Here is a 14127-nt window from a genome sequence, read left to right on the forward strand (position 1 = left end):
GATGGATTGAGTGGATGGAGATTACAGGCCGGAGACAGCGTTGTGGATACAGACTTTTCCGCCCTGCTCGAGATGGGCGCGATCAGTTGTCGCGCTTGAAGAAGCGGTTCACCGCGCCCTTGTGGGCGGGGAGGATGACCTGCGCGCGCGCGTTCCCGCCGCCGGCCGCCGCGGCGTTCAGGGCGCCGGACAGCGCGGTGGCCTTTTCGCCGGTCACCTCGGGCGCGGCCTTGCTCATGCCGACGAGCTGCGCGTCCTTCATCGCCGAAAGCTGCGAGGGCGGCAGCGTCTGCTCCTTGAAGCCGATGTCGTTCTCGTCGCTCGGGTCCTTCCAAGTGAGCGGCGCGTCCCCGCGGCCGCGGTCCACGCCGCCGTTGCCGAGCAGCTCGATGAGAATCTCCAGCGCGATGGCGTCGGACCCGTTCTCGGAGAGGAACGCCGCGAGCGCGCCGGGATTCGGCGAACGGCCGGCGTTCTTGCAGACGCCAACCAGCTCGGCGTCAATGAGCCGGAGGTTTTCGAGCTTCGCGAGGATGGCCTCGATTTTTTCCTTGCTCGCGCCGATGGCCTTCATGAGCTCCTTCATCTGTTCGGAGGAGAGCTTGCCGTCCTTGGCGGATGCGAGGAGTTCGGGCGGGAGCGAGGCGTTGAGCAGGCCCTGATCGAGCTTGGCGGCGTTGAGCAGCGAGGCGAGTTCTTGCGCGGCCTTCGTGAGCACCTCGCCCGCCGTGCTGTCGGGAAGCTGGCTCATCGCGCTCGCGAGCGCCTCGGATTGCGCGAGCGACTGCATCTTGGCGATGGCTTCCTCGGCGGCCTGCTTGGCGAGGTCCTGCGTGGATTGCTGCAAGTGGTCGAGCGCCTCCCAGGTCTTGGCGGGGTCCTTGCCGAGCGCTTCCTTGCCGAGCTTGTTGAGCTCGCTCTTGAAATCGGCGGCCTTGTCTTCCTTGAGAATCTTCTCCTCCTCGAGCGCCTCGATCTGGGCGGAAAGCTCCTCGACGATCTTGCCGATCTCGAGCGGCCGCTGAAAGCCGAGCGCCGTGTAGCGGTCGGGAATGATGAACGTGAGCGCGAGAAACAGCGCGGAGACGCCGAAGAGGTTGAGCGCGCGGCCGCTGCGCCAGCGAAGCGCCGGCGGGCGCGCCTCGGGCATCCGGCCGGCCCAGCTCGAAACATCCGCCTGCTCCGCAGCCATGATGAGCCCGCCGGAACCACTGTGCCGGTCAAGCTCGGCGCGCACCGCGGAGAGCGCGGGCTTTCGCCGCGACTCGAGCCAGACTGCGGCCGCGATGATCGGCACCAAGCCGAACATCCCGAGCATGAGCTGGTGCACGGGCAGGCGCGTCATCGTGCGTGCGAGCAGCACCAGCACTCCGAGCGCGAGCATCCAGACCGTGGCCCAGCGGAGCGCGGTGCGGAACGCGAGCAGGCGGACGATGCGGCCGGAGAATTCGCGCAAGGCTCGTTGATGGGCATCCATGATCAGGCAGGATTCGTTGGCTGCAAACTACGCCCACGGGGCGCGGAGCGTCAAGCGGCGCGGGCGCACGGTGGGACGACAGCCTTTTGTCGTGACTCGACCTTCGCGACGGGATACTCGTTGCCGCGTGATTACTCCTGCGAGCGTGACGGGGCGTGGGTGGCGTTCGCGCCGGGCTTCGGCGCTCGCGGTGTTGCTCGCGTTCGCCTGCCTACATCTTGTGAAATCCCACGCCCGCGCCGCCTCGAAATCCCCAACGCCCGTGCCGCCTGTCGCCAAGAAGGCGCCGCACGAGGTCAAACTCCACGGCGAACGGCGGGTGGATGATTACTTCTGGCTGCGCGAGAAGACCAACGCCGCGGTGCTCGCGCATCTCCGCTCGGAAAACGCCTACACCGACGCGGTGCTCAAGCCGACGGCGAAGTTTCAGGCGTCGCTCTACAAGGAGATGCTCTCGCGCATCAAGGAAACCGATTCGTCGGTGCCGCACCGGATGGGCGGGTGGCTCTACTACTCGCGCACGGAGAAGGGCAAACAGTATCCCATCCTCTGCCGGAAGAGTCCGGCGCCGGGCGCGAAGGAAGTCGTGCTGCTCGACTTGAACCAGCTCGGCAAGGGCAAGCCTTACGTCGCGCTCGGCGCGAGCGACGTGAGCGACGACGGCCATCTGCTCGCCTACTCGCTCGACTTCACCGGCTTCCGCCAATACACGCTTTTCGTGAAGGACCTGCGCACCGGCAGGCTGCTCGCGGACCGCGCGGAGAAGGTCGGCACGGTCACCTGGGCGGCGGACAACAAGACGCTGTTCTACACCGTCGAGGACGATGCGAAGCGCCAGTATCGCCTGCACCGGCACGAGCTCGGCGCCCGGAAGGACCCGCTTGTGTTCGAGGAAAAGGACGAGTTGTTCGACATCGACGTGGGCCGCACGCGCAGCAAGGCGTTTCTTCTTTGCAGCTCGGGCAGCAAGACTTCGGACGAGGTGCGTTATTTGCGAGCGGACGATCCCGGCGGCGAGTGGAAGGTCATTTCCAAGCGCGAGGCCGACCACGAATACGACGTGGACCATCACGGCGAACTTTTCTACATCCGGTCCAACAAGGGCGGGCGGAACTTCCACCTGGCGACGGCGCCCGTAAAGGACCCGTCCCAGAAAAACTGGCAAGTCGTGGTCACGCACCGGCCGAAGGTGATGATCGCGGGCGTGGACCTGTTCAAGGACCACTCCGTGTTGCTCGAGCGCGAGGACGGCCTGCCGCACTTGCGCGTGACGGAGCTGAAGACCGGGATCAACTGGCGCGTGGAACTTCCCGAGCCGGTGTATGACGTGTATCCCGCCGAGAACGAGGAATTCGACACGGCGACGCTGCGCTACACCTACGAGTCGCTCGGCACCCCGCGCAGCACGTTCGACCTCGACCTCGTCCGGCGCACGTCGAGCCTGCTCAAGCGCCAGGAAGTGCCGGGCACGTTCAACCCCGACGACTACCGCACCGAGCGACTGCACGCCGCCGCCCCCGATGGCACGAAGGTTCCCATCTCCGTGGTCTATCACAAGGGCACGCGCCGCGACGGTTCCGCGCCCCTGCTGCTCGACGGCTACGGCGCCTACGGCAGCCCGAACGACGTGGGCTTCTCCTCCTCCCGGCTGAGCCTGCTGGATCGCGGCTTCATCTTCGCCATCGCGCACATCCGCGGCGGCGGCGAACTCGGCAAGCCGTGGCACGACGACGGCCGGATGATGAACAAGAAGAACACGTTCACCGACTACATCGCGTGCGCGGATTTTCTCGTCGCGGAGAAGTTCACCCGGCGAGACCGGTTGATGATCACGGGCGGCAGCGCGGGAGGCTTGCTCATGGGCGCCGTGCTCAACGCGCGGCCCGACCTCTGCAAGGCCGCGGTGCTGCACGTGCCGTTCGTGGACCTCATCAACACCATGCTCGACGAGTCGCTGCCGCTCACGATCACGGAATTCGAGGAGTGGGGCAACCCGAAGAAGAAGTCCGAGTTCGACTACCTGCGCACCTACTGCCCCTACTCGAACCTGCGCGCCACCGCGTATCCTGCGATGCTCGTGAAGACGTCGCTCAACGACAGCCAGGTGATGTATTGGGAGCCGGCCAAATACGTCGCCAAACTCCGCACCCTCAAGACCGACGCCAACCCGCTGCTGCTCAAGATCAACATGGACGCCGGCCACGGCGGTTCCTCCGGCCGTTACGACCACCTCAAGGAGATCGCCCTCGATTACGCGTTTCTGCTCAGCCAGGCCGGGATCGCGAAGTGACGCGCACGGCCGAGGATTCACTCCACGGCGGCCATCGCAACATCCGGCTGCGGCATGAGACGGCGTGCCCTCGGTGCCGTGACGCAGGCGGACGCGTCTCCGGCTGCACAACCTGCGGCGGGACCGGTGTGATGAAACGCGCGCTGGAACACGATGCGGACATTCCGCCCGGCGGCCGACAGGGACAGACCGTGCGGATATCCGGCCCCGGCGACTTGCTCATCCACATCCACCCTCTCAAACACGCGGCCTTCGCCGGCGAGGGCGCCGACCTTTCGGCGCAGGTGGAGATCACCCCGTGGAAGGCCGTGCTCGGCGCGGTCATCCCCATCAAGACCCTCGAGCGGCGCGCGAACCTGCGCATCGCACCCGGCACGCATGCCGTCCAGCGCCTTCGCCTGCGCAAGCTCGGGCTTGCCACCGAGTCGGGCGAAAGAGGCGACCACTTCGTGATCGTCAACATCCCGGTGCCCAACTCCGTCACGGACGAGGAGCGCGTGATGTGGGAGCGCCTGGCCGAAGTGTCCTCGTTCAATCCGCGTCATGGATCGCGGCGGCGGTGCGCGCGCCCGATTCGAGCGCGAAACATCCGGCGTCAAATGAGACTTGCCAACCCGCTGACGCGACTCCATAACAGCCGCCGCAATTCGAACAACCACGCTCTATGGCCGACATCGCCAACAGATATCCCGAGAACAAGGAAGGCCGCTTTTTCGTGGACAACCAGTGCATCGACTGCGACCTGTGCCGCGAGACCGCGCCGAACAACTTCACCCGCAGCGACGACGGCGGATACTCCTACGTTTACAAGCAACCCGAGGGCGAGGACGAGGAGCGCCAGTGCAAGGAAGCCAAGGAAGGCTGCCCGGTCGAGGCCATCGGAGACGGCACCTAGCCGCATCCCGGATTTCTTCGTAACGCCCGCCGCGCCCGCGACGGGCGTTTCCATTTTTGCCTTGCCGCTTGCCGCCCGGAACCCGACGCGTTGATGAACTTCGCGGGAATGCCGTCCAACCCGCACTCCGAATGAACCGGATCCCTGCCCTCCTCGCCTGCGCCGCGCTTTCCACGGAAGCCGCGTCGCCGGACCGCGCCGACTACGGGGCACAGGTCAAGCCCGTCCTCGCCGCGCGCTGCTACGCCTGCCACGGCGCCCTCAAGCAGCAGGCCGGGTTGCGCCTCGACACCGCCGCGTCCATCCGCAAGGGCGGCAAGAACGGCCCGGTCATCGCCGCGGGCAGCCCGGAGAAGAGCCGCCTCGTCGGGCGGATCACCGCGAAGCACGAGGACGAGCGCATGCCGCCCGAGGGCGAGGCGCTCAAGCCCGAGGAAATCGCCGCCATCACCGCGTGGATCAAACGGGGCGCGTCCGCTCCCGCGAACGAACAACCGGAGCGCGACCCGCGCGACCACTGGGCGTTCAAGCCGCCGGTGAAAGTCGCGCTTCTCCAGATTGGCAATCGGCAACCGGCAATCGGCAACCCTGTTGACTCGTTCCTCGAATCCACCCGCCGCAAGCACGGCCTCTCCGCCGCGCCACCCGCGGAGAAATCCATCTGGCTGCGCCGTGTCACACTCGGCCTCACCGGCCTGCCGCCGACACTTGCGGAATTGCGCGCGTTTGAGGCGGATGCTTCGCCGCAGGCCCGCGAGCGTGTCGTCGAACGGTTGCTCGCGAGCGCGCACTACGGCGAACGCTGGGCGCGGCACTTCATGGACATCTGGCGCTACAGCGACTGGTGGGGACTCGGCGCGCAGCTTCGCTACAGCCAGAAACACATCTGGCACTGGCGCGACTGGATCGTCGAGTCGCTCAACGCCGGCAAGGGCTACGACCAGATCATCCTCGACCAACTTGCCGGCGACGAACTCGCGCCCGACGACCTCGGCACGCTGCGCGCCACGGGCTTCCTTGCGCGCAACTACTATCTCTTCAACCGCACGACATGGCTCGATGAAGTCGTCGAGCACACGAGCAAGGCGTTCCTCGGCCTCACGATGAACTGCGTCAAATGCCACGACCACAAATACGACCCGCTCACGCACACCGATTACTACGCGATGCGCGCGATCTTCGAGCCGTATCACGCGCGCCTCGACGAACTGCCCGGCGAGACCGACCTCGAAAAGGGCGGCCTGCCGCGCGCGTTCGACCTGCACATCGACCGGCCGACGTTCATTCATCTCAAGGGCGACGAAAAGCGCCCGGACACCAACACCGTCATCCGGCCCGCGGTGCCCGCCGTGCTCGCGTTCATGAAGTTCGAGCCGAAGCCCGTCGCGCTGCCGCCCACCGCGCACCAGCCCGCGCTCCGGCCGTTCGTCCTGGAGAACCACCTCCGCGCCGCCGACAAACAAATCGCCGACGCCCGCGCCGCGGTCGAGCAAGCCAAGGCAACGAACGCCCCGGCCGCCCGCGAAGCCGCCGTGCGCGCCGCCGGACTCGCGCTCGCCGCCGCAGAGTTGCGCCCGGCGATGGTCCGCGCCATCTGGGAAGCCGACCACCCTCGCGCCGCCTCCATCCCATCGGTCGCACTTTCCGAGAAAGCCGCGCGCACCGAAGCCAGGTTCAAACTCGCCCTGGCCGAAGCCGACCTCGCGAAAGCCGAAGCGGACTCGTCCACTGCTGCCGCCGCGAAAAAGAAGGACGACCCCGCCCAAAAACTGAAGGCCGCGAAGGACGCGCTCGAAAAGGCGCAGAAACTCGCCGCCGCGCCCGGCACGAATTACACCTCCATCCGCGCAACCCTCAAGGCGCAGGAAGGGCCCGACGAAACCGAGGCGCACCGCGCGCTGCCGTATCCCGCCACAAGCACCGGGCGACGCACCGCGTTTGCGCAGTGGATCACCGACCGGCGCAATCCCCTCACCGCGCGCGTGCTTGTGAATCACGTCTGGACGCGGCACTTCGGCCAGCCGCTTGTGGCGAATCTCACCGACTTCGGCCGCCGTTCGCCTGCACCGCCGCACCAGGATTTGCTCGACTGGCTCGCGGTGGATTTCATGGAGCACGGCTGGAGCCTCAAGCACCTTCACCGCAAGATGGTCTTGTCGGAGGCGTATCGGATGGCTTCGACACACGAAGGCAACGAAGGAAACAAGCACAGAGCGAAGCCGTCGTTGACTGCGTTTCCTGCGGTTCAAAGGAACCTTCTGACCGACCCGGAGAATCGATTCTTGTGGCGCATGAACGCGCAACGGATGGACGCACACGCGCTGCGCGACAGCCTGCTGCACCTCGCGGGCTTGCTCGACCCGAAGTTGGGCGGGCCCACCCTCAATCCGAAGGTCGAGGACACTGCGTTCCGGCGCAGCCTCTACTTCACGCAGTCGCCGGAGGACTTGAACAAGTTCCTCGAGATGTTCGACAACGCGAACACGAAGGAATGCTACCGCCGCGCCGAGAGCATCCTGCCGCAGCAGGCGCTCGCGCTCGCGAACAGCAAGCTCTCGGCGACCGCCGCCGCGAAGCTCGCCGAACGGCTCGCGAAGGACTGTGCGGACGCGTCGGAGGACGAGTTCATCCGCGTCGCCTTCGAAACCGTGCTCGCGCTCAAGCCCACCGACGATGAGCGACAAGCCTGTTTGGAGAGTCTCGCAAAGTTCCGCGCCGCGCTCGAGTCGCGCAAGCATCCGCAAGTGGAGTCCAAAGCCCGCGCCGACCTCGTCCACGCGCTGCTCAATCACAACGACTTCATCACAGTGCGGTGAGCGGCCGCCCGGTGTGTCCAGCCCGCGGTTCGACTAGTTGTAGAAAAACGTGAACCGCACGTCGCGGTAGTCCCCTTCGATCTGCCGGCGCATGTCGGCCGGCCACTTGGGAAACGGCGCGGGCGCGAGAATCCCGCGCTGGCAGAAGTAATCGAAGAATTCTCCCACGGTGCTGTCCTCCACCTTCAAGTCGCTCACCCGGCCGTCGGGATGCAGCTTGAACCGGATGATCACCTTGCCGCGCGGCGTCGCCTTGTCACCGATCGCCTGAAACCAGCTTTGCTGGATGGACGCGATCAATGCGGCGTCATACGCACCGAAGAGCGAGCCGCGCACATCGAGGCCGACGTCGCCGATGCGGCGCACGCCGCCGTCCTGAATCATCCGCTGGCCCGCAATCGTGAGGCCCTGCTCTGCGGGCCGCACCTGTGAAAGCAGTCGCGGCTTGTCGCGCGGCGCGGCGGGCGCGGGCTGCAAATCCTGCGGCCCTCCGGACTTCGCCTCGGTGAACTTCGGTTCCGGCGGCGGCTTCATCGGACGCAAATCGCCCGGTGCAGGGACCGGCTGCGGGCTGGGTCTGAGTTCGGCGACCTGCGGCTTCGATGCGGGTGGTGCGGGAGCGACTGGCTCCGGCGGCTTGGGCGGCGCGACGGGCAGCGGCGGTGTCGGGGCGGCCTTGGGCTCGGGCGGTTGCGGCTTGGGCGGCGGCGCGGGTTCCTCCGGCTTCGGCGTGGCCGCGGGGCGCGGCTGGTCGGCCTCCAGAATTTTCGGCAGGAGCTTTTGTTTGCCTTCAATGTTGGGATCGTTCGTGTCGCGCTTCGGCTCGGGATTCGCGGCGCGAGTGCTGTGCGTGGACATGAACTTCGCGTTGGGCGGGGGATCTTCGACGGCCTGGCGCGGATCAACGTCCACAAACGTAAGCACCACCTCGCGCTCCGGTTCGGGCTTCGCGGGCACGGGGAGTTTCGCGCGCTCCTGCGGAGTGGGCGGCCTCGGCATGAGGAACTTCAACTCCGTGATTTGCCTCACCCATCTCGGCAGCGGCAGGTCCACGATGCCGAACTTCCGCGCGAGCACGAACCCTCCATAGAGCGAACAATGCAGGGAGAGCGACAGCGCGAGCGCGAATGTCACGCGGTCGCGCCGCAGCCATTCGCGCCAGACACTCTCCCGTTTTTCGCCCGCATCCATCGCATGCAGCATGCTCGACGCGACGCGTCCGGGCAACTGTTTGTTCGGAAATGCCGCGCATCACACCGATGCCCGGAAACCTTTTCTCGTTCACTCGCAGGTCGAATTCACTCAACCTCCCGGAACGTTCATGCCGGCGGCCAGCGACCCAAAATCCCGAGACGATCGGTTCATGCGCCTGGCATTGCGCCTGGCGCGACGCGCACTCGGCGACACCTCGCCGAACCCGCTCGTGGGCGCCGTGCTCGTGAAGTCCGGCCGCATTCTCGGCCGCGGCTGGCATCGGCGCGCCGGCGAACCGCACGCCGAGGTCGAGGCGCTTGCCGATGCCTCGCGTCGCGGCCATTCCGCGCGGGGTGCGACGCTTTACGTCACGCTCGAACCCTGCTGCACGCAGGGCCGCACGCCGCCGTGCACCGAGGCCATCATCGCCGCCCGGATTGGCCGCGTCGTCGCGGCTGCGACCGACCCGAATCCCGCGCACCGCGGCCGCGGCTTGCGCCTGCTCCGCCGCGCGGGAATCGCGGTCGCCTCGGGCGTATTGGGGCGCGAAGCCGCGGGCCTCAACGAATCCTTCAACCACTGGATCGTGCATCGCACGCCGTTCGTCACGGTGAAGTCCGCAATGACACTCGATGGGAAAATCGCCACCGCGGCCGGCGAATCCAAGTGGATCACCGGATCAATCGCGCGCGCCCACGCGATGCAACTGCGCCGCGCGAACGACGCCGTTCTCGTCGGCATCAACACCGTGCGGGCGGACGACCCGTCGCTGACGTTCCGGCCTGCCGGGCGTTCAAGGTTCAAAGTTCGAAGTTCAAAGTTGAGGGCAATCCCGCGCCGCCGGGTGATTCTCGACACACGGGCCCGCACGCCGCTTTCGGTGAAAGTCCTCAATGATGAGTATGCGCCAGGAACGATCATCGTCGCCGGCCGCAAAGCGCCCGCCCGCCGGGTGGCCGCGCTGGCGAAACGCGCCCGCGTCTGGCTCGCACCCGTCCGGAGTGGACGTATCGACCTTCGTTGGGTTCTGCGGAAACTCGGTGACGAGGGCGTCACGAGCGTGCTTGTCGAGGGCGGCGGCGAGGTGAACGCCTCGTTTCTGATGGGCGGCCATGCGCATCGCGTCGCATTCTACTACGCGCCAAAGGTCCTCGGCGGGCGCGACGCCCGGCGGGCGGTTGCGGGCGTTGGCGCGGCGAAGCTCTCCGAAGTTCTGCAACTGTTCGAGGTCGAGTCGCGGCGCCTCGGGGCGGACTTGTTGCTCACGGCGAGAGTGGCGCGACGATCCAATGTCGGTAACTGACGCGGGCGAACGCGCCCGACTCGACAACGGAGTGTCGAGCCACGGGCTTTCCCGTTTGACTGCGCGGGTTGTTTGCCGACAATGCCGCCATGAAACTTCCCGTGTTCCTCGCCACCGTCGCCGCGTCCACACTTACCGCAGCCGCGCAGGTCAATGTCGTGCAGAAAGTCGCGCCCGATGTTTACTTTCATGAGGGCGACATCGGCCGCAAAGGCCACTGCAACAACGGCTGGATCGTGTTTGCCGACTATGTGCTCGTGGTGGACGGCAATTTCCCGAGCGGCGCGCTCGAAGTCATCCCGAAAATCAAGGAAACCGCCGGCGGCAAACCGATCCGCTTCGCGTTCGACACGCATCATCACGGCGACCACGCCTACGGGAACCAAGTGTGGCACGAGCATGGCGCGATTCCCGTGGCGCACACGGGCGTGATCACCGAGATGAAGCGCTACGAGACGAATTATTTCGGCGGCAAAGGCCCCGGCCGCTGGGAGGACGCCGCGAAAGGCCGCAAGGACGTCGCCGACAGCAAGCTGAAACCGCCCACGGTGCTGTTCAGCAAGGACCTCATCTTTGATGACGGCACGCGGCGCGTCGAATTGCTGCACTTCGGCGTCGCGCACACGCACGGCGACGGATTCGCGTGGCTGCCGAAGGAAAAGATACTCTTCACCGGCGACGCCTGCGTGAACGGCCCGTGGAACTACGTCGGCGACGGCAACATCGGCGAGTGGATCAAAACCCTTCAGGCCGCGCAGAAACTCGGCGCGACAAAGATCTGCCCCGGCCACGGCCCCGTCGGCGGCGCGGACGTGCTTGAGGACCAGATCAGTTTTCTCATGGCGCTCCGCACCGAGGTGAAGAAACTCGCGGACGCAAAGAAGTCGCCCGAGGAGGCGCAAGCCGCCGTGGACACGGTGAAGGAAGCCATCCGCAAGAACGCCCGCATCGCCCGCTACATCGGCGGGATGTTTCCCGCGCAAGTGGAGAAGGCGTGGACCGAGGCCGGCGGCAGGCCGTTCCCGAAGAAGCCGTGAGCGCCCCGCGGCCGCGCTGAGAGCAGAGGTGGAACCGGTCGCGCCGCGACCGGTCGTGAAGCGCCGTAAATTGTCCCGCCGTTGGCATGAACCTCGTCACTCACGTCGAGCGCACCCTCGGCTCGCGCAAGCTGCTGCGCGACGGACAGTCCGTATTGGTCGCCGTGTCCGGTGGAGTGGACTCGATGGTGCTGCTCGATGTGCTGCACCGCCTCGCACCGAAGCACGGGTGGAAACTGACCGTTGCCCATTTCAACCACCTGCTCCGCGGCCGCGCGAGCGACGGCGATGAGAAGTTTGTGAAAGCCGCCGCGGCGGAGCGCGGGCTCCCATTTGTCTCGGACCGCAGAAACGTGCGGGCACGCCAGCGCATGTCCAAGTTGTCGCTGGAGATGGCGGCACGCGAGGTGCGCCACGTCTTCCTTGCGAGGGAAGCGAGGTCGTCCGGCTGCGCAGCCATCGCCCTCGCTCATCACGCCGACGACCAGGCGGAGCTGTTCCTCATCCGGCTGCTTCGGGGCGCGGGCGGGCAGGGGTTGGGGGGAATGAAGTGGAGTTCACCGTCACCAATGCGGGAACGAAACCGGCTCGTCCGCCCGCTCCTGGACGTGCGAAAGGCCGATCTGCTGACGCATGCGCGGCGCAACCACATCCGCTTCCGCGAGGACGCGAGCAACCGCTCCCCCGACATTCTCCGCAACCGGATCCGGCACGAGTTGCTGCCGCTCCTCGCGCGCAAGTATCAGCCGTCCGTGGTGAACGTGGCCCTGCGCGCGATGGACATCACGGAAGCGGAAGCGGAGTTCGTGATGTCGGCCGCGCAACGCTGGCTCCTCGCGCGCCGTCGGCCGCGGTTCGACCGGCTTCACGTCGCCGTGCAGCGTCAGGTGTTGCGGACGCAACTCGCGGATGCGTCCGCATCCACCGAGTTCCACATCGTCGAGAAGCTGCGGTTGAATCCGGGCAAAGCGTTCACCGCAGAACGCGGAGTCCGCGTGTGGCGCGACGAAAACGGCACCGTCGCCAGCCGGCACGGTGAACCGGGCGGGCTCACGTTCAAGTTCAGCGGCGCGCCGCTCGACTTGAAGCCGCGGCGCGGCGAGCGGCAATTCGGCGGTGTGCGGATCACGTGGCTGCGCCGGCCGCGGAATGCGTCGGACGCGCGGCGTTTCCGTCCTGCGCCGGGCTTCGAGCGGTTTGATGCGGACAAGGTCGGCCGCTTCATCCGCCTGCGCCACTGGCAGCCGGGGGACCGGTTTCAGCCCATTGGCATGGATCGCGACGTGAAGCTTCAGGATCTGTTCACCAACGCGAAGATCCCCGCGGAGGAACGGCGCGGGCTGATCGTCGCTGCGGACCTGCTTGGGGAGAGGTCCTTCTGGGTCGAGGGGCTGCGCATCGGCGAGAGCTTCAAGGTCACGCCTCGAACGAAGCGCGTGCTCGAATGGCGCTGGGAACGCGCGCCTGCTGCTTCCGGCTCGGTGCGACCTACTGTCCCGCCTGCACCTTGATCAGCTCGATGTCGAAGATCAGGGTCGAGTTGGGGCCGATGGGGCCGCCGGGCGTGCCGCGCGCGCCATAGGCGAGTTCGGAGGGGATGTAGAGCTGCCACTTCGCGCCTTCCTTCATGAGTTGCAAGGCCTCGGTCCAGCCGGCGATGACGCGGTTGACGGGAAAGCTCGTCGGCTCGTTGCGCTTGTAGGAGCTGTCGAACTCGGTGCCGTCGATGAGCGTGCCACGGTAGTGCGTGGTGACGGTGTCGCTGGCCTTGGGCGTCTTGCCGGTGCCGTCCTTGATGACCTTGTATTGCAGGCCGCTGGCGGTGGTCTTCACGCCTTCCTTCTTCTTGTTCGCGGCAAGCCAGGCATCGCCGTCCTTCTTGTTCTTGTCGCCGGCTTTCTTGGCATCGTCGGCTTCCGCGGTGGCGAGCGCCTGCCGCTTGGCGGCGAGGGTCTGCTGCAAGGTCTCCATCGCGGCCTGCATTTCCTCGTCGGTGAGGCGCGGTTTCGCGCCGGAGAGCGCGTCGCGCAGGCCGAGGGCGAGCGACTCGACGGTGACTTCCACGCCGCTGCGCTTCATGTTCTTGCCGATGTCCAGGCCGATGGAGTAGCCGATCTTGTCCTTGATGTCCTTGAGCGGGACGGTCTCGGGTTTGTCCGCGGCGAGGGCAAGGGCGGCGAGGGCGCACGACGCGACGCCGGCGATGAGGAAGGGTTTCATTCGATGGTGGTTGTATTGGTTTGGCCAGCGGACTGGCACGCAAGGGGCAGACGCTAACAGGAAGGCAGGCCGCGTCAATGAACGAACTGAGGCTTGCGCGCGAGTGTTACAGAAGGCGCTTGGCGCGCTTGACCCACACGCGTTCCTGGGCGCGCTGGAATCCGGGCGCGTGCGCGTGATCGTCCACGACTTCCTGGAGCAGGGCGCGCGCCTCGTCGGTCGCGCCGCCGGCGCGGAGCAACTCGGCGAGTTGCACCCGGGCGCGGGCGTAGGAATTCTGTTCGAGCACCCGGCGCCATGCGGTGATGGCGGCGTCCCTTTCGCCGAGCGCGGCGAGGGTCTCGGCAAGCGCCATCTGAGTGTGGCCGTAATCATGGCGAGGGTCGGCGGCGGCGACTTGCTCCAGAAACGGCCGGGCTTCCGCGGGGCGCTTGAGGCGGAGCAGGCACTGGCCGAGGTGCGCGCGGAGGTCGGGATCCTCGGCGTCGCGCTCGAGGGCGGCGCGGTAGCAGGCCTCGGCCCTCGCGAGCTTGCCTTGCTGGAAGAAGATGTCGCCCAGCTGGAGGTGGTGATGGGCTTTGTCGAGATGGTGGATTTGCGACTCGAGTTCCTTGATGCGCTTGCGATTCCACGCGCCGGGCAGCTCGAATCCGCGCGTGGCGGACGCCGCGTTCCGAAAGACGAGGAAGAAGTAGAGGATCGCGTTGAGCATCGGGAAGATGAAGATGAACACCGCCCAGATCCACTCGCCGCGCCGGATGGCATCCACGAGCATCCACACGGTGAACACGGTGAACACCCAGAAGACCGGGTTGCTCGCGAGCGCCTCGAAGCTGAACCCATCCGTGATGAAGGCAAACATGGTGACGCCGATGGCCCCGCGCCGCGCGGCGGC

Annotated in this window: 10 protein-coding genes and 1 pseudogene; 7 read left to right on the plus strand and 4 right to left on the minus strand. The window is 66.5% G+C overall.

What is annotated here, in order from left to right; all coding sequences use genetic code 11:
* Positions 1 to 82 precede the first annotated feature (82 nt).
* Complete coding sequence (locus tag FJ386_00985) at positions 83 to 1477, minus strand: hypothetical protein (GenBank protein MBM3875282.1); 1395 nt, start codon at positions 1475 to 1477, stop codon at positions 83 to 85.
* Between FJ386_00985 and FJ386_00990 the strand changes: the two genes are divergently transcribed.
* From FJ386_00990 to FJ386_01005, 4 genes and pseudogenes are all read left to right on the plus strand, one after another.
* The gene (locus tag FJ386_00990; GenBank protein ID MBM3875283.1) at positions 1476 to 3767 is read left to right on the plus strand and encodes a S9 family peptidase; all 2292 of its coding nucleotides are present in this window, start codon (positions 1476 to 1478) and stop codon (positions 3765 to 3767) included. The genes FJ386_00985 and FJ386_00990 overlap by 2 nt on opposite strands.
* Positions 3764 to 4240 (plus strand): annotated as a pseudogene (locus FJ386_00995) (hypothetical protein). Before FJ386_00990 ends, FJ386_00995 begins: the two are co-directional and overlap by 4 nt.
* 191 nt (positions 4241 to 4431) lie before the next feature.
* Positions 4432 to 4662 carry a ferredoxin gene (locus FJ386_01000; GenBank protein ID MBM3875284.1) on the plus strand — a complete coding sequence of 77 codons (231 nt, stop codon included), beginning with the start codon at positions 4432 to 4434 and terminating at the stop codon, positions 4660 to 4662.
* Positions 4663 to 4793: 131 nt separating this feature from the next.
* Positions 4794 to 7478, plus strand: coding sequence for a DUF1553 domain-containing protein (locus FJ386_01005; protein MBM3875285.1), 2685 nt, complete (start codon positions 4794 to 4796; stop codon positions 7476 to 7478).
* 33 nt (positions 7479 to 7511) lie between these two features.
* On the opposite strand, the gene FJ386_01010 is transcribed toward FJ386_01005, so the two are convergent.
* Positions 7512 to 8705: a TonB C-terminal domain-containing protein gene (locus FJ386_01010; protein ID MBM3875286.1), complete on the minus strand. Its 1194-nt coding sequence runs from the start codon at positions 8703 to 8705 to the stop codon at positions 7512 to 7514.
* Between the two features lie 136 nt (positions 8706 to 8841).
* Between FJ386_01010 and ribD the strand changes: the two genes are divergently transcribed.
* The 3 genes from ribD to tilS all read left to right on the plus strand — a co-directional run bounded on the left by ribD (position 8842) and on the right by tilS (position 12523).
* The gene (gene ribD, locus FJ386_01015) at positions 8842 to 9975 is read left to right on the plus strand and encodes a bifunctional diaminohydroxyphosphoribosylaminopyrimidine deaminase/5-amino-6-(5-phosphoribosylamino)uracil reductase RibD (protein ID MBM3875287.1); all 1134 of its coding nucleotides are present in this window, start codon (positions 8842 to 8844) and stop codon (positions 9973 to 9975) included.
* An 89-nt stretch (positions 9976 to 10064) separates the two neighbouring features.
* Positions 10065 to 11012 (plus strand): MBL fold metallo-hydrolase, encoded by a 948-nt coding sequence (locus FJ386_01020; protein MBM3875288.1) that lies wholly within the window; start codon positions 10065 to 10067, stop codon positions 11010 to 11012.
* A gap of 86 nt (positions 11013 to 11098) precedes the next feature.
* Positions 11099 to 12523 carry a tRNA lysidine(34) synthetase TilS gene (tilS, locus tag FJ386_01025; GenBank protein ID MBM3875289.1) on the plus strand — a complete coding sequence of 475 codons (1425 nt, stop codon included), beginning with the start codon at positions 11099 to 11101 and terminating at the stop codon, positions 12521 to 12523.
* Here the strand turns inward: tilS and FJ386_01030 are convergent.
* Together FJ386_01030 and FJ386_01035 are read right to left on the minus strand one after the other, a co-directional pair.
* Positions 12501 to 13232, minus strand: coding sequence for an FKBP-type peptidyl-prolyl cis-trans isomerase (locus tag FJ386_01030; GenBank protein MBM3875290.1), 732 nt, complete (start codon positions 13230 to 13232; stop codon positions 12501 to 12503). The two genes, tilS and FJ386_01030, sit on opposite strands and share 23 nt — an antisense overlap.
* Before the next feature lie 106 nt (positions 13233 to 13338).
* A complete protein-coding gene (locus FJ386_01035; protein ID MBM3875291.1) occupies positions 13339 to 14094 on the minus strand; it encodes a tetratricopeptide repeat protein in 756 nt (251 codons plus the stop codon).
* Positions 14095 to 14127: the final 33 nt, after the last annotated feature.

Source organism: Verrucomicrobiota bacterium (assembly GCA_016871675.1).
Taxonomy (GTDB): Bacteria; Verrucomicrobiota; Verrucomicrobiia; order Limisphaerales; family VHCN01; genus VHCN01.